Source organism: Pseudoalteromonas sp. R86517 (assembly GCF_042466295.1).
Classification (GTDB): Bacteria; Pseudomonadota; Gammaproteobacteria; order Enterobacterales; family Alteromonadaceae; genus Pseudoalteromonas; species Pseudoalteromonas atlantica.
In genome coordinates this window covers 1,536,049-1,557,932 of sequence record NZ_JAXHCB010000001.1, presented here as the reverse complement: position 1 = coordinate 1,557,932, position 21,884 = coordinate 1,536,049, and the positions used below count along the sequence as shown (strand labels likewise).

General features: G+C 40.9%; 16 protein-coding genes. 8 read left to right on the top strand and 8 right to left on the bottom strand.

Features of this window, described 5'->3' with window-relative positions; all coding sequences use genetic code 11:
- Nucleotides 1-194: 194 nt before the first annotated feature.
- The 4 genes from SJY38_RS06995 (at nucleotide 195) to SJY38_RS06980 (ending at nucleotide 7,035) form a co-directional block, all read left to right on the top strand.
- Nucleotides 195-1,211: an efflux RND transporter periplasmic adaptor subunit gene (locus SJY38_RS06995; protein WP_377109483.1), complete on the top strand. Its 1,017-nt coding sequence runs from the start codon at nucleotides 195-197 to the stop codon at nucleotides 1,209-1,211.
- A 2-nt stretch (nucleotides 1,212-1,213) separates the two neighbouring features.
- A complete protein-coding gene (locus SJY38_RS06990; protein ID WP_377109482.1) occupies nucleotides 1,214-4,294 on the top strand; it encodes an efflux RND transporter permease subunit in 3,081 nt (1,026 codons plus the stop codon).
- Nucleotides 4,295-4,431: 137 nt separating this feature from the next.
- Nucleotides 4,432-6,327, top strand: a complete 1,896-nt coding sequence (locus SJY38_RS06985) for a DUF294 nucleotidyltransferase-like domain-containing protein (RefSeq protein ID WP_004587882.1) — start codon at nucleotides 4,432-4,434, stop codon at nucleotides 6,325-6,327.
- A 3-nt stretch (nucleotides 6,328-6,330) separates the two neighbouring features.
- Nucleotides 6,331-7,035, top strand: coding sequence for a 3'-5' exonuclease (locus SJY38_RS06980; protein WP_288421403.1), 705 nt, complete (start codon nucleotides 6,331-6,333; stop codon nucleotides 7,033-7,035).
- Nucleotides 7,036-7,154: 119 nt separating this feature from the next.
- Here SJY38_RS06980 and SJY38_RS06975 read toward each other — a convergent pair whose 3' ends face one another.
- Nucleotides 7,155-8,735 carry a BCCT family transporter gene (locus SJY38_RS06975; protein WP_286740708.1) on the bottom strand — a complete coding sequence of 527 codons (1,581 nt, stop codon included), beginning with the start codon at nucleotides 8,733-8,735 and terminating at the stop codon, nucleotides 7,155-7,157.
- 435 nt (nucleotides 8,736-9,170) lie between these two features.
- On the opposite strand from SJY38_RS06975, the gene egtB reads away from it, so the two are divergent.
- Entirely contained in the window at nucleotides 9,171-10,445 is a 1,275-nt protein-coding gene (gene egtB, locus SJY38_RS06970; protein WP_286740711.1) for an ergothioneine biosynthesis protein EgtB, read from the top strand.
- A complete protein-coding gene (gene egtD, locus SJY38_RS06965) occupies nucleotides 10,442-11,416 on the top strand; it encodes an L-histidine N(alpha)-methyltransferase (protein WP_096041797.1) in 975 nt (324 codons plus the stop codon). The genes egtB and egtD overlap by 4 nt, the downstream gene beginning before the upstream one ends.
- Before the next feature lie 4 nt (nucleotides 11,417-11,420).
- On the opposite strand, the gene SJY38_RS06960 is transcribed toward egtD, so the two are convergent.
- From SJY38_RS06960 to pxpB, 4 genes are all read right to left on the bottom strand, one after another.
- A complete protein-coding gene (locus tag SJY38_RS06960; RefSeq protein ID WP_377109481.1) occupies nucleotides 11,421-12,260 on the bottom strand; it encodes a PhzF family phenazine biosynthesis protein in 840 nt (279 codons plus the stop codon).
- On the bottom strand, nucleotides 12,244-13,917 hold the full coding sequence (gene asnB, locus SJY38_RS06955) for an asparagine synthase B (protein ID WP_024034109.1): 1,674 nt from the start codon (nucleotides 13,915-13,917) through the stop codon (nucleotides 12,244-12,246). Before asnB ends, SJY38_RS06960 begins: the two co-directional genes overlap by 17 nt.
- A gap of 439 nt (nucleotides 13,918-14,356) precedes the next feature.
- Nucleotides 14,357-15,289 (bottom strand): biotin-dependent carboxyltransferase family protein, encoded by a 933-nt coding sequence (locus tag SJY38_RS06950; RefSeq protein ID WP_286741281.1) that lies wholly within the window; start codon nucleotides 15,287-15,289, stop codon nucleotides 14,357-14,359.
- 1 nt (nucleotide 15,290) lies between these two features.
- On the bottom strand, nucleotides 15,291-15,950 hold the full coding sequence (pxpB, locus tag SJY38_RS06945; RefSeq protein WP_286741279.1) for a 5-oxoprolinase subunit PxpB: 660 nt from the start codon (nucleotides 15,948-15,950) through the stop codon (nucleotides 15,291-15,293).
- Between the two features lie 196 nt (nucleotides 15,951-16,146).
- On the opposite strand from pxpB, the gene msrA reads away from it, so the two are divergent.
- A complete protein-coding gene (gene msrA / locus SJY38_RS06940; RefSeq protein WP_286741278.1) occupies nucleotides 16,147-17,436 on the top strand; it encodes a peptide-methionine (S)-S-oxide reductase MsrA in 1,290 nt (429 codons plus the stop codon).
- A 116-nt stretch (nucleotides 17,437-17,552) separates the two neighbouring features.
- On the top strand, nucleotides 17,553-18,308 hold the full coding sequence (locus tag SJY38_RS06935) for an ABC transporter substrate-binding protein (protein ID WP_286741277.1): 756 nt from the start codon (nucleotides 17,553-17,555) through the stop codon (nucleotides 18,306-18,308).
- A gap of 987 nt (nucleotides 18,309-19,295) precedes the next feature.
- On the opposite strand, the gene SJY38_RS06930 is transcribed toward SJY38_RS06935, so the two are convergent.
- The 3 genes from SJY38_RS06930 to SJY38_RS06920 form a co-directional block, all read right to left on the bottom strand.
- On the bottom strand, nucleotides 19,296-20,177 hold the full coding sequence (locus SJY38_RS06930; protein ID WP_004587893.1) for a LysR family transcriptional regulator: 882 nt from the start codon (nucleotides 20,175-20,177) through the stop codon (nucleotides 19,296-19,298).
- A 315-nt stretch (nucleotides 20,178-20,492) separates the two neighbouring features.
- A complete protein-coding gene (locus tag SJY38_RS06925) occupies nucleotides 20,493-21,149 on the bottom strand; it encodes a 3-oxoacid CoA-transferase subunit B (protein ID WP_004587894.1) in 657 nt (218 codons plus the stop codon).
- A gap of 15 nt (nucleotides 21,150-21,164) precedes the next feature.
- Nucleotides 21,165-21,863, bottom strand: coding sequence for a CoA transferase subunit A (locus SJY38_RS06920; protein ID WP_377109480.1), 699 nt, complete (start codon nucleotides 21,861-21,863; stop codon nucleotides 21,165-21,167).
- Nucleotides 21,864-21,884: the final 21 nt, after the last annotated feature.

Here is a 21,884-nt window from a genome sequence, read left to right as displayed (position 1 = left end):
CCACTTTTTAGTTTAATCCTGCCTGTATTTGTATAAATGCTTAGTCATTAGGCGCCTTTTTCAAAAATTAATTGGTATTACCAATTTAATTTCATCTTATAGTTTTGCTAATTTATCGTTCTATCCTACCTATTGATCAATCAGCTGTTAGACTTCGTAAGGTAATGGAAATAATAATTAATTAAGGTGTTACTTTGAAATCGCAAAACTTTTTAATCGGTGTGCTTAGTTCGCTGCTGTTTTTCAGCCTTCCTGCAATGAGCGCGAACGTTGTTGTACAAAAAATTGCCCTCGAAAGTGCTAAACAACAAGTGCAAGCGGTAGGAAATACAGAGGCAATACATTCGGTTGTAATGTACCCCGCAGTAGGCGATAGAGTAACAGGCGTTTTTTTTAAGCCAGGTGATAAAGTAAAAAAAGGCGATACTTTACTCGAACTTGATTCTCGTAGGCAAAAAGCAGCGCTTGATGAGGCTAAAATTAAACTTGCCGACACCCAGCGAATACTAAAACGATTAGAACAAAGTCAGGCCAAAGGCGCAGTGCCTAAAAGCGATGTTGATGATGCTAAAACCGTTGTAGAGCTTGCCAAAGTCACCCTCATACAGGCCCAAACTGAGCTTGAAGATAGAAAAGTAATTGCGCCGATAAATGGCATTATGGGTTTAACAGATGTTGAGGTAGGCGATAGAATAACCGAGCAAACGCCCATTGCCACAATAGATGAGACAACAAGCCTGTACATAAATTTTAACGCACCTGAGTCGGCTATCAGTATGCTGCGTAATAAAAGCAGCTTAACGGTGTTTCCTTGGCAATCAGACACTGCCATTAACGCTGATATTGCTTATTTAGACTCACGCGTAGACCCACAAACCCGTACTTTACGTGTTAAAGCCAAGCTAAATAATGAAAAACAACAATTTTTACCTGGTATGAGCTTTAGAGTACATATTGAAGTGTTAGGCGAGCGTTTTGCTGCAGTTCCTGAAGCTGCATTACTGTGGGGGGCAACAGGCCCGTATGTATGGAGCAGCGTTGCTAAAAAAGCCACACGTGTTGATGTAAAAATAGAGCAGCGCTTGGCGGGGCGATTATTGGTTTCTGGGCCGTTAAATAAAGGCGATACTTTAGTAATTGAAGGGGTACAACGCTTACGTGCAGGCCAAGAGCTAAGCTTTAATTTACCCTTACAAGATTCGCAGGAGTAGGTATGAAACAGCAACCTATGATGCAAGATTTACCCTCAATGGCGATTCGCCGCCCAGTACTTATTGTGGTGCTTAACTTATTAATTATTATTGCAGGTATTGCTGCTATTGCGGGTGTTGAAGTAAGAGAGCTTCCTGATGTAGATAGACCACGTATTACGGTTTCGGCGCCATTTCCTGGCGGCTCGCCTGAGACCGTTGATACCGAAGTAACCAGCAAATTAGAAGGCGCAGTATCGCGTGTAAGTGGCGTTAAATCAATACGTGCACAAAGTGAAGAGGGAAATGCACGTATTGTGGTCGAATTTAGACCAGGCATAAACTTAGATGACGCCGCGAATGAAACGCGTGAGTCTATTGCACGTGTAGAGCGAGACCTTCCAGAGGAAGTAGAACGTGTTTCTATTATTAAAGCCGACAACGACGCCGAAGCAGTTGTATCTCTGACTGTTTCAAGTGAAAGTTTATCGCTTGAAGCACTTACCGAGCGCGTAAATGTTGACTTAGCGCCGCAATTTTTAACTATTCCGGGTGTCGCAGATGTACGCTTAAACGGTGATAGAGAACGCGTATTAAGAGTACGAATAGACCCGCTAAAACTAAGTAGCTTTAATTTAACAGTGCCCGATGTAGCACAAGTGCTTAGCCAAGCGCCGTTTGATGTGCCAGCAGGGAGTTTAAAGTCAAACGATCAGCAAATTATTGTACGTGCCGATGCAACCTCTATTACTCCAGAGCAAGTTGGGGATATTATAATACAAGGCGATACCCGAATTAGTGATATTGCGGCTGTGTATTTTGGCCCTGCCGATCCGCGCTCTATGGTAAGGCTAAACGGTAAGCCCGTAATTGGTATGGAAATTATTCGACAAGCACAATCAAATACAATTGAAATATCAGATGAAGTGCTCAAGCTTATTACAAGTATGCAAACACGCTTTCCAGAAATGGAATTCACACTTACCTCCGATGACGCACAATTTATAAGAAGCTCAGTAGATGAAGTAATTTACTCTTTATTACTTACAGTATTGTTAGTGGTTGTCACTTTGTGGGTATTTATTGGCTCTTGGCGCGCCACTTTAGTGCCTGCTTTTGCTATTCCTGTTGCCTTAATAGGTTCTTTAGCACTTATATGGGCACTGGGTTTTTCAATAAATATTTTAACCTTGTTGGCGCTTGTATTAGCCACAGGCTTAATTGTTGATGATGCCATAGTAGTAAGTGAAAATATTCAGCGCCAGCGGGGGCTAGGTTTAGGGCGTCGGGCAGCTGCTGTAATAGGCACGCGCGAGGTGTTTTTTGCTGTTGTAGCAACCACGGCTGTACTTGCCGCTGTATTTATACCTATTGCGTTTTTACCCTCTACTGCCGGTCGCTTATTTAGAGAGTTTGGTGGAGTACTTGCCGGTGCGGTAATTATATCAAGCTTTGTGGCACTTTCATTAGTGCCTGCTCTTACCTCCAAATTAAAGTTAAAGCAGGGCGGTTTTCACCCATTTGCTAAACTAGGCCATTGGTTGGGTGGTATTTATACAAAAACAATTCATAAAGTGCTTAACCATGCATGGCTTACGTTTGCGCTCTGTTTATTGGTTGCAGCAGGCTCAGGGGCGTTGTACGCCAGTTTAGACAGCGAGCTTTTGCCAACAGAAGACCGAGGAAAAATTCGTATATTTGCACGTGGACCAGATGGTGTAGGGCTAAACTTTATGGATAGGCAAGCGATAAAAATGGAAGATATTTTACTTCCGTTTGTCGATAGCGGCGAAATTGAGTCAATTTATACTGTGGTAGGCCAATGGGACCCTAATATTGTGTTTATTACTGTGCCATTAAAGCATTGGGATGAGCGCCATTTTAGCCAACAAGAAATTATTAATAAGATACGCCAGCCACTTGGCGATATTCCAGGAGCACCGGCTTACCCAGGTGGGGCTAATAGTTTAAATCTACGTGGTCAAGGGGGAGGCGTTGAAATCGCGCTGCTTGGGCAAGATTATTTGCAAATATTTAAAGCGGCTCAGCAGTTTTCTGCTGCATTAGAAAAAGCCGTTCCTGAGGTGGCACCTGTGCGTATTTCTTATCAGCCATCGCAACCACAACTTAGAGTAAATATAGACAGACACCGTGCACAAGAGCTCGGTGTATCTCTAGACGACATTGCCATTACCTTGCGCGCAGCAATAAATGGCGACGATGTAGAAGATTTAAACATTGGCGATCAGTCTGTGCCAATCATGCTACAAGCGCAAAACCAAACCATAAACAGTCCAAGTGATTTGGCTAATTTATACATCAGAGCGGGTAATGGCAGTTTAGTACCATTAAGTAGTGTTGCGTATATTTCTGAAGAAGGCGTGGCTGCAGAGCTTGAGCGCCATGCCCAGCGCCGCTCAATAGAGCTCAGCATGGAGTTACCAGAATCGTTAACCATTGCTGCTTTAGTAGAGCAAATAAAAACGGTATCTGAGCAGTCGTTAGAGCCAGGTATTGCACTTGCGTTTAAAGGCGAAGCGCTAACGTATGAAGAAACATCCAGTGAAGTACTTGTAACTTATGTACTTGCTTTTTTAATTGTATTTTTAGTATTGGCTGCTCAATTTGAAAATGTAAATAGTGCCATTGTGGTTATGATAACCGTTCCCTTTGGTATTACCTCGGCCATATTAGCGCTTTATTTAACCGGCACGTCGTTAAATATTTACTCTCAAATTGGTTTAGTGATGCTGATAGGCTTAATCGCTAAAAACGCAATTTTGCTTGTTGAATTTGCAGACCAATTACGCGATCAAGGCTTAACGGTCAGAAAAGCCGTCGAGCAAGCTGCGCTGGTACGTTTACGCCCAATTACGATGACCCTTATATCTACATTACTTGGCGCATTGCCGTTAATCCTCTCTACAGGCGCAGGGGCTGAGGCCCGAAATGCAATTGGCTGGGTGGTGTTTGGCGGCTTAGCACTTGCGGTGTTGTTTACGCTTTATCTTACTCCGGTAATTTACTTAGGCTTAGCACGCTTTACCACGCCAAGGGGGGATGAATCTAAGCAGCTCGCACAAGAGCTTGAAAAAATAGACTAACCTTAAAGCCATGCCCAGCAACGTTTTTAAATTAAAAGTCTGCTGGGTGTGGTTATGGCTTGATTGGCACTACTTGTTTGTTAAGATAGCCACTTAAGCATATACATGCCTTTTTGTGTGGCCACAAGGAATTCCCAATGCAAGCCGAACAAGTTGAAATTGCGCAGTTTTTAGCGCAGCACCCGCCATTTGATGACTTACCGACAAACGCTTTAAACGAGCTTGCGCAACAAGTTGAGGTAGCTTACTACCGCTCGCAAACTGATATTTTAACGTTAGGCCAAGACATCGCTGATTTATTTATAATTCGCAGTGGCTCTGTGGAAATTTATCGTCGTAATAACGAGCTTTATAACCGCTTAGATGTGGGCGGTATTTTTGGCCAAATGGGCTTGTTGATGAATCGTAAAGTGCGCTTTCCTGCAAAGGCACTCGAAGACACCCTAGTGTATTGTATTAACTTTACGCTGTTTAACCGTTTTTGTGACGAGTTTGACGGCTTTGCTGATTATTTTGAAGCTGATGGCAATGTGCGCCTTCGCCAAGCGTTAGTTGAGCAAGCCGACAGCAACGATTTAACAACCGCCAAAGTTAAGTCGCTCATTCATCGCGATGTGGTAACGCTAAGTACGCAAACCACCATACAAGATGTTGCTAAAGTAATGACAGAAGAAGCGGTTTCCTCTGTGTTAGTTACCGATTTAGACAAACCAATAAGCGACGACCCAGAAGAAGACGATGGGCAAATTGTAGGCATTATTACCGACCGCGATATACGCACAAAAGTGGTAGCCGAAGGCTTAGGGCTTGATGTTACCGCAGATAAAATTATGTCGACTAATCTTGTACTGCTTGATTCAAATGCCTATGTATTTGAAGCCGTTCTTGCCATGCTGCGCGATAACTTGCACCACTTACCTGTGGTACAAAAGCGCCGACCTATTGGGGTTATTTCACTATCCGACATTTTAAGGTACGAGTCGCAGAGTAGTTTACTCTTGGTGCGCGGTATTTTAGCGCAGCAAACCATTGAAGATTTAGCACATTACGCGCGCCAGCTGCCCAATGTATTTGTACGTATGGTAAACGAAGATGCTAATTCACATATGATTGGTACGGCAATGGCGGTAATAGGGCGTACTTTTAAACAGCGCTTATTAGTACTGGCTGAAGAAAAATATGGCCCGCCGCCAGTACCTTACTGTTTTATAGCGTTAGGCTCTATGGCGCGAGATGAACAACTTATTGTAACAGATCAAGATAACGCGCTTATTTTGGATGACAATTACGATGATGAAAAACACAATGAGTACTTTCAAAATATTTCTGATTTTGTGTGTGATGGCTTAGCGCAATGTGGTTATACCTATTGCAGCGGCGAAATTATGGCCTCGTTCAAAAAATGGCGTAAAACACGTTCGCAATGGTTTGATCAATTCTCACAGTGGATAGCCTTACCTAAACCACAAGCACTGCTTAACAGCTCAATATTTTTTGATTTAGATGGGGTGTGGGGTAAAACAAAATGGGCCGACGAGCTTAAAATTTTTATTGCTAAGCAAAGTAAACAAAACCGTGTGTTTTTAGCTAATATGGCCGCCAATGCCCGAAACCGCACACCGCCACTTGGGTTTTTTAAAGGCTTTGTGCTTGAGCATAACGGCCAGCATAAGCGTTCAATGAACTTAAAACGCAGAGGCACTGCACCGCTTTCTGATGTGATAAGAGTGCATGCACTGGCGATAGGCTCTCGTAAGCAAAATTCGTTTGAACGCCTTGAAGATATTATTGAATCGCGCCTGTTACCTGAGGGTAAAGCACAAGATTTACGTGATGCGTTAGAATACATTGCCATGATGCGAATTCGCCATCAAGCATGGCAAATAGAGCAAGAAGAAGAGCCCGATAACGACATAGACCCGCATTTACTTTCGCCGTTTGAGCAACGCAACTTAAAAGAAGCGTTTGCCATACTCGAAAAAGCACAAAGCTACTTAAAGTTTAGTTACTCAGCCAATGCGGGTGTTAAGTAACGAATGGCTAAGCAATCGTATTTTGACTGGCAGGCTCATTATAAAACACTGGCTAACAACGCTAAAAATGAGCATTTAAAAGCGTTTTATCAGCACGCTTATGGTGATACGCACACGCCTATAAAAGACATTTCGTTTGTGGCTCTTGATTTTGAGACAACCGGTCTAAATAGTGAGGTGGACGATATAGTCAGTATTGGCTTAGTCCCTTTTACTATGCAAAGAGTGTATTGCACACATGCTAAGCATTGGGTAGTGCAGCCTCGTAAAAGCTTAAGTGAGGAGTCGATTGTTATTCATGGTATTACGCATTCAGAAGTGGATGACGCTCCCGATTTAAACTCTCGACTAGGGCCGCTACTTAATGCACTTAGTGGTAAAGTGGTGGTGGTGCATTATGCAGCGATAGAGCGGCACTTTTTAAACAATGCATTACTTGCGAGAATTAACGAAGGGATCCAGTTTGCATTAGTCGATACCATGGAAATTGAGCAACGAGCGTTGCGCGCCCGCCAAGGCTTAATAGGGCGTTTGTTTAATCAAAAGGTAGGCTCACTTAGACTCACAGATTGCCGCAGTCGATACTCTTTGCCTGCTTATCATAATCACAATGCGCTAACTGATGCATTAGCCACAGCAGAGCTGTTGATTGCACAGCTGCAATACCATTACCGCGATGATACGCCACTGGCTGAATTACTAAGTTAAATTTATTTTAAATTCTAGCGAGGGTAATACAGGTTTAAACTTATTAACCAAAGTTTAGCTTAGCCAATAAAAACGCCGCATATTATGCGGCGTTTTTTAGTTTACTGGCAAGCGACTAATTATTTAACAGCGCGAGGCTCAGTACGTAATCCTAATAATAGGCTTACACACATTAGTAGTAACACTAAAGTAAACGGAAGACCTGTTGAAACAGCACCCGCTTGTAATGCTTGAATCGCCTCTGTACCGCCAATCCATAATAGAGCAGCAGCAATAGAGCCTTCAACCGTAGCCCAAAAGATGCGTTGTGGTACTGGCGCATCCACTTTACCGCCTGCTGTAATTGAGTCGATAACTAACGAACCCGAGTCAGAAGAGGTAATGAAAAACACTAATACTAAAACCACAGCTAGGAACGAAAGCACGCTCGACATAGGCAGTTCGTCTAGCATTTGGAACATCGCCATAGGTACATCGGTTAAACCGTTTACGCCTAAGCTACCAACACCTTGAACAACTTGGTCTATTGCAATGCCGCCGTAAATAGACATCCATAAAATAGTAACCGCAGTAGGAATTAATAATACAGCGATTAAAAACTCTCTAATTGTACGACCACGAGAAACACGCGCAATAAACATACCTACAAACGGTGACCACGAAATCCACCATGCCCAGTAAAATACAGTCCAACCGTGCATCCATGTTTCGTCTTCACGGCCATGTGGGTTGCTCAGTGGAATAATATTTTCAACATAACCCATAACCGTATTTGGTACGTTACCGATTGCCACAGCAAAGCCAATTAAACCAACAAACAGAAGTAAGGCAAATGCAATGAGCATGTTTATATTACTAAGGACCTTTACGCCGCCATCAATGCCGCGTACTACTGAGATAATAGCTAGTAAGGTAACGCCAATAATAACCAATAATTGTGCGCCTACGCCGCCATCAGTTCCAAATACATGGTTAATACCTGCAGAAGCCTGCTGCGCGCCTAAACCTAACGAGGTTGCAAGGCCAAACAAAGTGGCAAGCACGGCAAGAATATCAATAATATGACCAGGCCAGCCCCAAGCTCTGTCGCCTAATAGTGGATAAAAAATTGAACGGATTGATAAAGGAAGGCCTTTATTGTAAGTAAAAAACGCAAGTGAGAGCGCTACAACGGCATAAATAGCCCACGGGTGAAGGCCCCAGTGAAACATGGTTGCACCCATGGCCACTTTTGCAGCCTCTGGCGTATTTGCGGTTACATTAAGTGGGGTTTCGTACCAGCCGGTAAAGTAAGCTACAGGCTCTGCAACACCCCAAAACATTAACCCAATACCCATACCTGCGGCAAATAACATAGCAAGCCATGACATACGCGAGTGCGTTGGTTTAGCTCCTTCTCCGCCTAAACGAATATTACCATAGGGCGATACAATTAATGCCAAACAAAATATAACAAAGAAGTTTGCTGCCCACATAAAAAACGCATCAAAGTTATTTATTATATCGAGCTTAATACCATCAAGCGTTGCTTTGGCTGTTTGCGCATCCGAAACGAGAATGGCGACTAAAAAGATGACAATCAAACCGGCACTAATACCAAAAACAGGATTATGTATATCAAATCCCCATTTTTGCACGTTATCTTGACCTACGGTGTAGTCCGTATTATCAATACTATACTTGTCATGATTTTCGCTCATGAATACCTCTTATGTTGTCCTAACAAGCCAGAGAGTTCCGGCATAACACTAAGTTAATTAGCCACACAGTAAGTTGCATTATTTACAATAAAACTTATTTGAGGACTAACTAAATTAATCGCTGATCATACCCTTAATAGTGTATGAGTTAAATCGTAAATGTAAAACTATTTGGTTATATATGCCTGATTACTTAGCGCTAAAAGCTATTTATCACTAAAAAGATAAGCTATTGTTAATTCAGTGAGTGTTAAAAATTAGTTTGTTATTAAACTAAAATTAAAGCAGCGCCACCAAACTCGTTTAGTCGTTAATACATTAGTCTACGTTTTAAATGGGTAGAGGGTTCGATTTAATCATCATGTAACATGCATAAAGGTAAAATCTGGGGTAGGCTTTATTTAATCGCAAAGAGTGAAAAGGACTAACTTTAATATGCTAAACACGAAAACGAATGAAGCGCACAGTACTGAAAAAATACACGCTCAATTTCAGTCAATTCGCCAACATAGTCTTACACTTACAAAAAACCTCAGCGCAGAAGATTGCCAACTACAAGCAATGGATGATGCAAGCCCAATGAAATGGCACTTAGCTCACACCACGTGGTTTTTTGAAACATTTTTACTTGCTAAGTATCTGCCTAACTACACGCTCTTTGATGAACAATTTAAAGTGCTTTTTAACTCCTACTATAACGGCATAGGTGAGCAGTTTAAGCGTGCTAATAGAGGATGTTTATCTCGCCCCAGTTTAGAGGTGGTGTTGCGCTACAGAGCCTATGTTGATAATGCGCTAAACGAGCTGCTTCAATTAGGCACTAACCAAACACTGTGCAATATAATAGAACTTGGGCTGAATCATGAGCAGCAACATCAAGAGCTCATGCTAATGGATATTAAATATAATTTTTCGGTTAATCCAAGCTTTCCTGCCTACAGCCAAACCCCAAATGACTTAATAAAGGTGAGTGATTCGCTAGGCACTTTAAAATATACCGAATTTAGCCAAAGCATAACCAATATAGGGGCTGATGCTAAAAACGGCTTTTCGTACGATAACGAACAACCTAAACATCAAGCCCTTATCCATGCGTTTAGTTTTGCTAATCGATTAGTGACTAATAGAGAGTACTTACAATTTATAGAGGCGGGCGGGTATAAAAACCCTTCATTTTGGTTAAGTGATGGCTGGACTAATATAAACACCGAGCAACTTAGTCACCCTTTATATTGGCAGTATATTGACGGGCAGTGGTTTGAATTTACTCTCTACGGACTGCAGCCTTTAAATTTAGATGCGCCAGTGAGCCATGTAAGTTATTTTGAAGCGGCAGCCTACGCTAATTTTGTGAATGCGCGCCTACCTACTGAGTTTGAATGGGAGTATGTAGCGCAGCAGCAAGCACTTAAGCAACAGCAAAACGATTTGCTTACGCCATGTGTATGTAAAAACCCAGATGTTATCTCGCAGTTAAACGATACATGCTGGCAGTGGACTAATAGCGCCTATTTACCTTACCCAGGCTTTAAACCCTTTAGCGGAGCCGCAGGGGAATACAATGGTAAATTTATGAATAATCAAATGGTTTTGCGTGGTGGGTGTGTGTTTACCCCAAAAGATCATTTAAGACAGACCTACCGTAACTTTTTTTATCCGCACCAAGCGTGGATGTGCAGCGGCATTAGACTAGCAAAGGACATACTATGAGCCAAGTAACAGCAATTAATCAGCAATCAATAACCGATCTAGACTTTTTAAATGATGTATTACATGGACTTGCTCAACAGCAAAAGTCGCTGCCGTGTAAGTATTTTTACGATGATAAAGGGGCGGCTTTATTCGAGCAAATAACCTCATTGCAAGAGTACTATGTTACCCGCACTGAACTTGCCATATTAGAAGATTACTCAAAAGCTATCGCTAATAGGCTGCCCGAGAACCTATCAATTATTGAGCCTGGTTGTGGCTCGGGTAAAAAGGTCGCGTATTTACTCGCCCATATGAGCAATGTAAAAACCTTTGTTCCTTTTGAAATATCATCAGAGATGCTTAATTACTCGTTAGCGCATTTATCACCGTTATTTCCGGAGCTGGCCATTACGCCATTGCTAGGTGATTTTACCCATAGCCAAATGGTTAAGCAGTTAACAAAAGACACCGCCTTAGACAGCCAAACAAATTTAGTTTATTTTCCAGGCTCCACACTGGGTAACTTTGCGCCAGTAAAAGCCATTGAAATAATGAATAATTTCCACCGTTTATGTGGTGTTGATGGCTATGTATTAATAGGTATTGATTTAGTAAAAGAGCGACAAGTGTTACTTGATGCTTACGATGACAAAGCCGGCATTACCGCCGCCTTTAATAAAAACTTGCTCCAGCGTATAAATAACGAATTAAATGGCACGTTTATTTTAGATAATTTTAAACACGAATCGCGATTTAACGAAGTGCACAGCCGCATTGAAATGCATTTAGTGAGCAAGTGTAATCAAAGCGTAGTTATTAACGATAAGCAAATAGACTTTGTAGCGGGAGAGAGCATTCACACTGAAAACTCGCACAAGTATACGCTTGAGTCGTTTAAAAATCTTGCTGCTCAGGCTAATTTATCGCTTGAACAAACATGGCAAGACGAGAAAAGCTACTTTGCACTTTGCCTACTAAGGCCAATGTAATAGCTTAACTTACAACTACCTGATTGCTGCTAAACGTATAGTTTAGCAGCGCGCCTTTTGGTGACTGCTGCAAAAGGGTTACTTTATTTAAACCATGTAGTCTAAAAATAAGTGGCGCAATAACCGACACGGCAGAGCCTGTAGCAGTATCTTCATTTACCCCAAATTGCGGCGCAAAATACCTAAAATACGCACTTGCGTTGTTTTTATTAATACTATGTATTTGCAGTGCAATTACCGCATTGTTATGCACATTTACTAAATGTGCAAAATTAACCTCTAAATGCTTTAAATCAGCCATGTTTTTAAACTGTACAACGGTATAGCCATTTTTATAAGCTGTTGAGTAAGTTGCTTTTATAGAGTGCGAAAATACATCACTAAGGCTGTTAACCTCATCACTCTTTTTTAAATTAATAGCCGCTAGCTGAAGTTGTACCCGGCCTGTAGCTCGCTTGATTTTAAACCGTTCTTTATCGTTTGAAACAAAGTGTGAAGGGCAAAAACCATAGTGTGCTAATAAACATTTTGCAGCAGCAAGGGTGCCATGGCCGCAGCGCTTAATTTCTGATGTTTGGTTAAACCAGCGAATGTTACATACACGGTGAGAAATTTCATTTTCATTTAAAAAAACGCTAGCAGGGTGCTGCGAGTTTGATGCAATTTTTTGCATTACACGCGTACTTAACCCTTGCGTATAAATAACAATTAACGCACTTGAACCGGCTAAGTTATGCTGTGAACTAGAAAATACAGGAACTGAATAAAGGTGCTTTATATATCGCAACCTAGGCTGTTGTAGCCTACGTTGCGATAAAAGGGTGCGTTTAGCCTTTGCTTGCATACGCGTCGTTGTGAACGCCAGCAGCACGGCCTGAAGGATCAGCATTATTTTGAAATGATGCATCCCATGCAAGTGCTTCAGGGGTTGAACACGCAACCGACTTACCATGTGGTACACATTTAGCTGATGCATCACCTGGGAAGTGTGATTCAAAAATAGAGCGATAGTAATACGCTTCTTTAGAATCAGGCGTGTTAATAGGGTACTTAAACTTAGCGTTAGCAAGCTCTTGGTCGCTTACTTGCTCGTTTACAAACTCTTTTAACGTGTCTATCCAGCTGTAGCCAACACCGTCTGAGAATTGCTCTTTTTGACGCCACAGTACTTCTTCAGGCAGGTAGCCATCGAAGCCTTCGCGTAAAATGTGCTTTTCAATTTTGCCATCTTTACACATTTTTGCTTCAGGGTTGATACGCATAGCCACATCAACAAACTCTTTATCAAGAAACGGTACGCGTGCTTCTACGCCCCATGCAGCCATTGACTTATTGGCACGTAAACAGTCAAACATATGCAGCTTTGACACTTTACGGTTTAGCTCTTCATGAAACTCTTGTGCGTTTGGCGCTTTATGGAAGTATAAATAGCCACCAAATAGTTCATCAGCGCCTTCGCCTGATAATACCATTTTAATACCCATAGCTTTAATTTGGCGCGCCATTAAATACATTGGCGTTGAGGCACGGATGGTGGTTACATCGTACGTTTCAATGTGGTAAATAACCTCACGAAGCGCATCAATACCTTCTTGAATGGTAAAGTGAATAGGGTGATGTACTGTGCCAATCATATCCGCTACTTTTTGCGCAGCGGCTAAATCAGGTGAACCCTCAAGCCCAACAGAAAATGAATGCAGCTTAGGCCACCATGCGTCGCTTTCATCGTTATCTTCAATACGTTTAGCAGCAAAACGTTGCGTAATAGCCGAAATAACCGACGAGTCTAAACCGCCCGATAGCAATACGCCATACGGTACATCACACATTAGCTGGCGTTTTACAGCGCTTTCTAGCGCTTCTTTTACGTCTTGCGCTTGTGCACTGTTATCTTTAACTGCATCAAAGGTTTCCCAATCGCGCTTATAATAAGGCGTTAGTTCACCATTTTTGCTGTATAGGTAGTGCCCTGGTGGAAACTCTTCAATGTGCTTACAAATTGGTGAAAGCGCTTTAAGCTCTGAGGCAACATAAAAATTACCATGCTCATCGTGGCCAGTATAAAGCGGAATAATACCAATGTGATCGCGGCCAATTAAGTACGCATCGTTTTCTTCATCGTATAAACAAAATGCAAAAATACCATTTAAGTCATCTAAAAACTCAGGCCCTTTTTGTTTGTATAACGCTAAAATAACTTCACAGTCTGATTGAGTCTGAAATTCAAAATCTACCTCTAGCTCTGCTGCCAGCTCTTTGTGGTTATAAATTTCACCGTTAACCGCTAAAATATTTGTCTTTTCAGGGTTATATAATGGTTGTGCGCCGCTTGATACACCAACAATGGCTAAGCGTTCATGCACTAAAATCGCTTTTTCAGATGAATACACACCAGACCAATCGGGGCCACGGTGCCTTAGTAGTTTTGACATTTCAATTGCTTGGGTACGCAACTGAGTGGCGTTAGATTTAATATCTAATACACCAAAAATTGAACACATAGTAACTCCTCATTCCTATTATGTGTGCAGCAGGGCAACTTTGCTGTGCTGCGAAACCTTGTTTTATCAGAAATAATTACTCAAGTCACACTGCTTTTACAATTAATTAAGAATAATTTATGCACCAACTGAAAAGTGCGCGCACCAAAGTAGTGCGCCACGCACAAGTGCGGCTATATTAACAACACTTTTGGTGTGAAAAGTGGCGTTAGCAAGGCATTTAGTGCAGTGTTTGCAAAAAAGCACACTGCACAAATGCACCAAGTGTGTGCGAAAATTAAAGCAGAGCTTAAATTGCCTTATTATAATTTTTTTGCGTTAGCGTGTTTTAATTTTATGCGCTTAATTAACCAATCTACACTTACTTATTGCAAGTTAAGTAGAGCGCCGCTTGTACTTTTATTAGCTCCTTGTAATAGGTTTATTTCTCACCTTAGAGTTAACTGTATTTAAGCGCTAAGCTTAGCTGATGTAAGTGACCTTTAAGCTTTTGTTTTGCTAAGCTAGCTTGCTCATGGGTTACTTGCTTAAATTCAATTGAGTCACCGGGTCTAAATTGCGCAAATTGATGTAAATCAGCCTCTATTACCGTGCCAAGTAATGGGTAGCCACCGGTTGTTTGAGCGTCGTTAAGTAATACAATAGGCTCACCACTGGGAGGTAATTGAATAGAGCCCGGGCCTGTACCAAGAGAGGCAAGTGAGTGACTATGAGTTAGGGGGCTTTCGTTTGTTAGCCTAAGGCCCATTCTGTTGCTGTTATGGCTTACTTTAAACGCCGTTGAAAAAAACTGTTTAAGTAGCGTATCACCTAATAGTTGCGCATGTGGGCTTGCATGTACCCTAATCACCTTTAGTTTAGGCGGAGTAATAGCGCCGCGCTGTATAAAGCGCGTTATTGGCACGGGCGATGTTTTAATAGGAATAATGTCGCCCTCGCTAAGTGCTTTACCTGCTAAACCACCAAAGAGCGCGTTTAAATCGGTTGATTTTGAGCCCATGATATCTTTAACATCAATGCCACCTTGTACGGCTACATAGGCACGCAAACCAGCGCGGCCTGTATCAAAGCTTAAAGTTTGTTTGGCTCTTACTTGGTAACTCCAGCCAGGGTACAAGGGCGTTTCATCAAGCGCAGCGTTTAAATCAGCACCTTGTAGGGCAATAACAGTATCGGTTTCAAACTGTAACTCGCACAGGCCTAACGTAACTTCAAGCACAGCTTCATTATCTTTGTTACCCACTAATTTATTGGCAATTATTTGTGCGTAAGGGTCTAAACAACCCGCTTTGCTTACACCTAAATGACGATAACCGCAGCGCCCGCCATCTTGAATTGTAAGTTGTACACCAGGTTTAAGAACTTTTATCACTTTATGCTCCTTGCATTGTGTTTATTGAAACGAACGATAGCGTGTCGCCGGGTTTAAATAAGCAAGGATCTGAGTGTGTGCTATCAAAAAGGGGCGTGTTTGTGTGGCCAATGATATGCCAACCGCCAGGTGTTTCTGCGGGGTAAATGGCAGTTTGCTCTGCGCCTAAAGCAATGGCACCTTTAGGTACTTTAGTACGTGGCGTGTCTCTGCGTGGGATATGCAAGCGTGAATCTAATCCATGTAGGTAGGCAAACCCGGGCTGAAATCCTAAAAATAAAACGTGGTAAGTGGCTTGGCTATGTATTTGAATAATTTGCTGGGGTGTTAAATTAGTTTGTTTGGCAACAAAATCTAAATCTTCTCCTTCATAAGTAGTGCGTATTTTATGGTGAGTGCCTTTAAATGTTGTTGCTTGTACTTTGTCCCATAAATCAGGCAAGGCGTTTTGCCATTTTTCTAAATTACTTGCCGATTTTAAATAAAGCGTTAAAGAGTTCATGCCTGGGACTAAATCAATAAATTCGTTACTTTGCTTTAGCTGCTTAGTGAGTGCCCAAATTTTTTTTTGAGTGTCTAACACATTGTTTTGTTTATGCTGTGTGGCATCTAATAGCAAACTGTTATTTGTTAAAGTAAATACCTGTAAAAATGCAGTCATAATTTAATCTTTTTATACAACGTGCAGCAAAGCTAACATAGTTTTGTCAATTTATTCAGTACCTAGCCATAAGAAAAATAAACGAAAAAGAAATGCAGACTCAAACTGTATTCAAATTTAGCACGTATTTATTTACTGAAATTAAAACAAGGGATGTTGGGTCTTAATTAAAACACGTAGGTATTAAGAGGTATTTATGACATTTTCTCGCTCAGTTTATTTATTAGGCGCCGCTATTACATTTAGCGCCGGCTGCTTTGCTTTATCAACCGAAAAAATAGAGCACAGCAACGTAGAGGCCACAATGCATATAAAAACCATTGTGTTAGGTTCTGGCTGTTTTTGGGGAGCCGAAAAGCGCTACGAAGCACTAGAAGGGGTTATTGATGCAGAGTCAGGCTATGCAGATGGGCACGGCTTTAAAGCAACCTATAAAAATATCACCGACCAATCTCGCCGGTTTGACGAAAACAACTACGCTGAAGTAGTGCAAGTGATGTACAACAGCAATATCATTTCTTCTAAATCGCTTTTACAAAATTACTTTGAAAGCCACGACCCTACACAATCGAATCGCCAAGGTAATGATATTGGCACGCAGTATCGCTCAATTATTCTTACTACCACTAAAGAGCAAGCGCAGCTTGCAGAGCAAGTTAAAGCCGAGTATCAGCCGTTATTAAGTGAAGCCGGTTATGGGGCAATTAAAACAGTAATAAAACCGCTTGAGGGGTTTGTATCTGCTGAGGAGTACCATCAAAATTATTTACAAAAGAACCCAAATGGCTATTGCCCAGATCACGCCACGGGTGTGGTATTTAATAAAACTAAAAAAGCAGATGTAGATAATAGTGTTTTACTCACGGGCAAGCAGATTGTGGTACTTGATTCGCGCGAATACTGCCCTTACTGTGAAAAATTTAAAAAAACAGTCGCTAACAATTACAAAGGTTCAATCCCACTGACATTTCGCCATGCTGATGAGCTTAATGGCCTAACTATAAAATCGGCAACTTGGGCAACCCCCACCATTTTGTTTTTAGAAAATGGAAAAGAGGTGTACGCGCGTCAAGGCTATGCAAGCCCCGCTGAATTTTACAAAGCGCTTGGTGCCTTTAAACTAGGCGATAGTGATGCTTACGAAGTCGCATTTAATGAGCGCACCGACAGACCTTACTGTAAAGAGTATAAAGAATTTAAAAACACTCCCGACGGCGTATTTGTTGATAAATTAAGTGGTGAGCCATTATTTGATACCCGAGATAGATTTAATTCGGGCACGGGGTGGCTGTCGTTTAAACATCCGGTTAAAAATAGTGTTACTAAGCATAAAGATACCAGCTGGGGGATGACTCGAATAGAGCTCAAATCAAAAAGCACAGGTATACATTTAGGGCATTTATTTAAAGGTGAGGGGCCAAGAGGCACAGATAGATACTGTATTAATGCTACTGTGTTAGAGTTTATACCTCGTGACAAAAGCTAATTTATAAGAGCGATTAATTCGCTCTTTTATATTTAATAAATCTAAACTTTAATTAACTGTGATTATGATATATAAATTAGTAATCCAAACGATATAAACGGCATTTTACTATCAAATTGATTAACACGTTAGCACTTGTAGCAGGGCTTATAACTATAAGCCCTGTATTAGCACAGCCAACCGAAAAATATGTAATAGGGGTAGAGAATATAGAATACCTGCCTTATTACGATGGCAGTGGCACTAATAAGCGTGATTATTTTGGTTTTAGTAAAGAGTTACTGGAACTATTTGCAAAACAACAAAATATTAAATTTGAATTTTACACTTTGCCTATCCCGCGCCTTTATAAAGAATTTATAGAGCATCACCATGTTGACTTTAAATACCCCGACAACCCTAATTGGCAAGTAAGTTATAAAAATCAGCATCAACAAGATATTAATTATTCTGTGCCTTCATTAGTTACACATACAGGTATAGCGAGCTTAAAGGACAATATTAAACTTGAAGATTGTAAATCACTTGCAAAAGTGCGTGGCTTTACATTGCAAGGGCTTGAAAAGTTAACCTCAATGCCAGGCTTGCAAGTACTCGAAAATGATAACGTTATTGAGATGATTTATTTGCTGCATAAAGAGCGAGTTGATTGTATATATATTTCACACGATGTACTTAAATACAATATAGAAGAATTTTTTGATACTCCCGTCCCTGTGTTTTTTCAGCATCAGTTGCCTGTTGATCACCAAGCATTTATGTTATCGAGCATTAAACACCCACAGCTCGTTAAAAAGTTTAATGTATTTTTAAAAGACAATGAAAATGTTATTGAAGAGCTTAAACAAAAACATAACTTTATAGTTGAATAATACTAAATTTAAGCGAATTGGTATAAAACGGTGGGGCAGGTAATCGTGTTTATAAAACAAAAACGGCCCATATAAGGTCACCACCTCACATGAACCGCTTTTCACACTGACAACATCTTACACACACAATATAAGATTTAGTTGCTACATAGTAGCTAATTACGTTATTGCTGCGTACTGTTGGTGGAATAAAAAACAGTTCAAACCAAGTCACCACCTAACTTGAACCGCTTTTCACACTGACAACATCTTACACACACAATAGAAGATTTGGTTTGCTACAAAGTAGCTAATTTAGTTATTGCTGCGTGTTGCTGGTGGAATAAAAAACAGTCCAAACCAAGTCACCACCTAACTTGAACTGCTTTTTCACACTGACAACATCTTACACACACAATATAAGATTTGGTTTGCTACACAGTAGCTAATTTAGTTATTGCTGCGTGCTGCTGGTGGAATAAAAAACAGTTCAAACCAAGTCACCACCTGACTTGAACTGCCTTTTCACACTGACAACATCTTACACACACAATATAAGATTCTTTTCTTACCTTGTTAGAGCTATCACATCTAAAAAGGTTGCATTTATTTGGTGCAAAACAGTAAATAATGTCTAATTAGTAAAAACGTTTAGCTGTTTGCTTGCGATGGGTTAACTTTAAAATAATCGTAAAAGTCAGACAAACGATAAAAATAAAACCAATAAGTGAAAAAAATTAAGCTATAGACTTTAGTCTATAGCGTTGTGTTATTTTATTGATTTAAAGAGATAAATTTTTATAGGTTAGCTTGTAGGGAAAAAACGAGTGATTAAATAAAAATATTTAATTAATAATAAATCACTAAACGGTATTGTTAGGCTACAAGAAAGTAAAAAAGAAGGAGCTTTACAGTTTACTGTGTGCAGCTTTAGCACTGGCTACGTGCTACACACATTAAAATTTGCGTATTCAAACCAAAATGTAAATTGCATTTACTAAGGCAGCACTAACCTTGAATGTTGCTAAATGTGGATACAACCCATTTGGCAAATAAATCTAGCGCGGGATTTGGCGAATTAGCTTCATGCTGTACTAAATAGTATTTATCTTTGGTGGTAAGGGGCTGTTGAAATAATTTATAAAGCCATTTTTCATCAAACCAGCTTTGGCTAATAGGCAGCGGTATAAGTGAAATGCCAATGCCCTGTTGCGCTGCACGAGCGACCCCAAACATACTATCAATTTGTATAATTTGCGTAGGCGAAAAGTCATCTATACCCGCTTTTTCAGCCCATTGGTGCCATGCCCACGGCCTTGCTTTGTGAAGGATTAATGGTACTTGGTTTAATGCTTGGCAGTGATCGTCTTTCCACTGTTTTAACAGTTTTTCGTTACACGCCGGTATATATTCAAGATTAAATAGCTCTGTAGTAAGGCCCTCAGTGGGTTTACTTGAGGATAAAACAATCGATAAATCACTGTGACGGGTTAGCTCTTTACGGGTTTTAAGCGTATCCATTTGTAAATTTATATTAGGGTGCTCAGATGTCCACTCACTTAATTTAGGCATAAGTAGTTCACTGGCAAAAAATTCAGGCAGCGTAATGGTTATATTAGTGTTTTGCTGCAATTGACTGAATTCGTTGATGGTGTTTTCAAGCGTATAGATAATAGGCGAAATGGCATCAAAAAAGTTTTTACCCGCAGCCGTTAAACTAATGGATCGGGTTTGGCGTTGAAAGAGTTCAATGCCTAGTTGTTCTTCAAGTTGTTTTATCTGATGGCTTACCGCAGAGGGCGTTAAGTACAGCTCTTTAGCTGCATGTTTAAAACTTAGGCTTTTTGCTGCAAAGCAAAAAGAGCGGAGGCCTCGAATAGGAGTTTGCATGTTTTCCAGAATTGTTTAATTAATTTAAGACGCCTTTAATAGGCAATAATCGAACCAATAATTTAATACAATAATATCAATAGTTTAATTTTAAATATAGCACTAGTTCACAAAAAAGGTGCAGACAATCCACAAATTAGTGCAAATAATCTAAGCGCTTACATTAAAAGCTATTTGTATTATAGATAATATTTACTACAACTGTATTAAAACTGAAAAAAAGTTTATGGCAGGCAAAAAAAATCCCTCTTGCGAGGGATTTTGGGTAACTCAGCGCCATTGGCACTGGGAATGAGGTCGGTACATGGTAAAGCGTTAAAAAACCATTTCTGGTACTTCACCGTCAACAAGTAATTTACCTGCTGTTTTACTAATGATTTCATCAACCGATACGCCCGGAGCGCGCTCGAGTAAATGAAATGCGCCGTCTTTAACTTCAAGTACGGCCAAATCTGTTACTATTTTTTTTACGCAATTAACGCCCGTTAGCGGTAATGTGCACGACTCTAATAATTTAGAATCACCATGCTTACTGGCATGGGTCATAGTAACAATAATATTCTTTGCCCCAGCGACTAAATCCATTGCGCCCCCCATGCCTTTTATCAGCTTTTTGGGGATCATCCACGAGGCAATGTTGCCGCTTTGGTCTACTTCAAATGCACCCAGAACGGTTAAGTCTACATGACCACCCCGTATCATGGCAAAACTATCTGCACTATTAAATATGGCTGCACCTGTGGCAGCTGTCACGGTTTCTTTACCCGCGTTTATCATATCTGCGTCTAGCTCGGCTTTTGTTGGGTAGGGACCCATACCTAAAAGCCCATTTTCTGACTGTAACATAACTTCAATACCATCAGGTACATAGTTTGCGACGAGTGTCGGAATTCCTATGCCCAAATTAACGTAAAAGCCGTCTTGTAGTTCCTGTGCAACGCGCATTGCAACTTGTTCACGTGATAATGCCATAACCTATGCTCCTGCTTAATCTCGTGTTGTTACACGTTCAATGCGTTTTTCAAAGTCGCCTTTTATAACGCGATTTACAAAAATGCCGGGGGTATGAATTTGGCTTGGCTCAAGTTCACCGGGCTCTACTATTTCTTCTACTTCGGCAACGGTAATCTTACCTGTTGTTGCGGCCATTGGGTTAAAGTTCATGGCAGTGTGCCTAAATACTAAATTACCGTATCGGTCGGCTTTCCACGCTTTTACAATGGCAAACTCACCGGTGATCGACTCTTCTAAAATATAAGGGCGACCGTCAAACTCTTTTACATCTTTACCCTCTGCAACGGGCGTACCGTAACCTGTAGCGGTATAAAATGCAGGAATACCCGCGCCACCAGCACGCATTTTTTCAGCCAAGGTGCCTTGCGGGGTAAGCTCTACATCTATTTCACCGCTTAGTAATTGCTGCTCAAATAGGGCGTTTTCGCCCACGTAGGAGGCAATTACTTTTTTAATTTGTTTATCTTTAAGTAAAATTCCTAATCCAAAGTCATCTACACCACAGTTGTTAGAAACCACGGTTAGCTCTTTGGTGTTCATTGCCTTAATTTGTTTAATTAAGCCCTCAGGAATACCGCATAAGCCAAAGCCGCCAGCAATAACGGTATCGCCGTCTTTCAACCCTGCCATTGCAGCTTCGTAACTAGAAACCACTTTATCAAAACCGGCCATGAGACTCTCCTCATTGTATTA

Bases quoted from the DNA above. Each gene is read 5' to 3' on its own strand.
- egtB (WP_286740711.1), top strand. From the start codon at position 9,171: ATGCTAAACACGAAAACGAATGAAGCGCACAGTACTGAAAAAATACAC.
- egtD (WP_096041797.1), top strand. From the start codon at position 10,442: ATGAGCCAAGTAACAGCAATTAATCAGCAATCAATAACCGATCTAGAC.
- SJY38_RS06930 (WP_004587893.1), bottom strand. From the start codon at position 20,177: ATGCAAACTCCTATTCGAGGCCTCCGCTCTTTTTGCTTTGCAGCAAAA.
- msrA (WP_286741278.1), top strand. From the start codon at position 16,147: ATGACATTTTCTCGCTCAGTTTATTTATTAGGCGCCGCTATTACATTT.
- SJY38_RS06925 (WP_004587894.1), bottom strand. From the start codon at position 21,149: ATGGCATTATCACGTGAACAAGTTGCAATGCGCGTTGCACAGGAACTA.
- asnB (WP_024034109.1), bottom strand. From the start codon at position 13,917: ATGTGTTCAATTTTTGGTGTATTAGATATTAAATCTAACGCCACTCAG.
- pxpB (WP_286741279.1), bottom strand. From the start codon at position 15,950: ATGACTGCATTTTTACAGGTATTTACTTTAACAAATAACAGTTTGCTA.
- SJY38_RS06920 (WP_377109480.1), bottom strand. From the start codon at position 21,863: ATGGCCGGTTTTGATAAAGTGGTTTCTAGTTACGAAGCTGCAATGGCA.
- SJY38_RS06985 (WP_004587882.1), top strand. From the start codon at position 4,432: ATGCAAGCCGAACAAGTTGAAATTGCGCAGTTTTTAGCGCAGCACCCG.
- SJY38_RS06975 (WP_286740708.1), bottom strand. From the start codon at position 8,735: ATGAGCGAAAATCATGACAAGTATAGTATTGATAATACGGACTACACC.
- SJY38_RS06990 (WP_377109482.1), top strand. From the start codon at position 1,214: ATGAAACAGCAACCTATGATGCAAGATTTACCCTCAATGGCGATTCGC.
- SJY38_RS06980 (WP_288421403.1), top strand. From the start codon at position 6,331: ATGGCTAAGCAATCGTATTTTGACTGGCAGGCTCATTATAAAACACTG.
- SJY38_RS06960 (WP_377109481.1), bottom strand. From the start codon at position 12,260: ATGCAAGCAAAGGCTAAACGCACCCTTTTATCGCAACGTAGGCTACAA.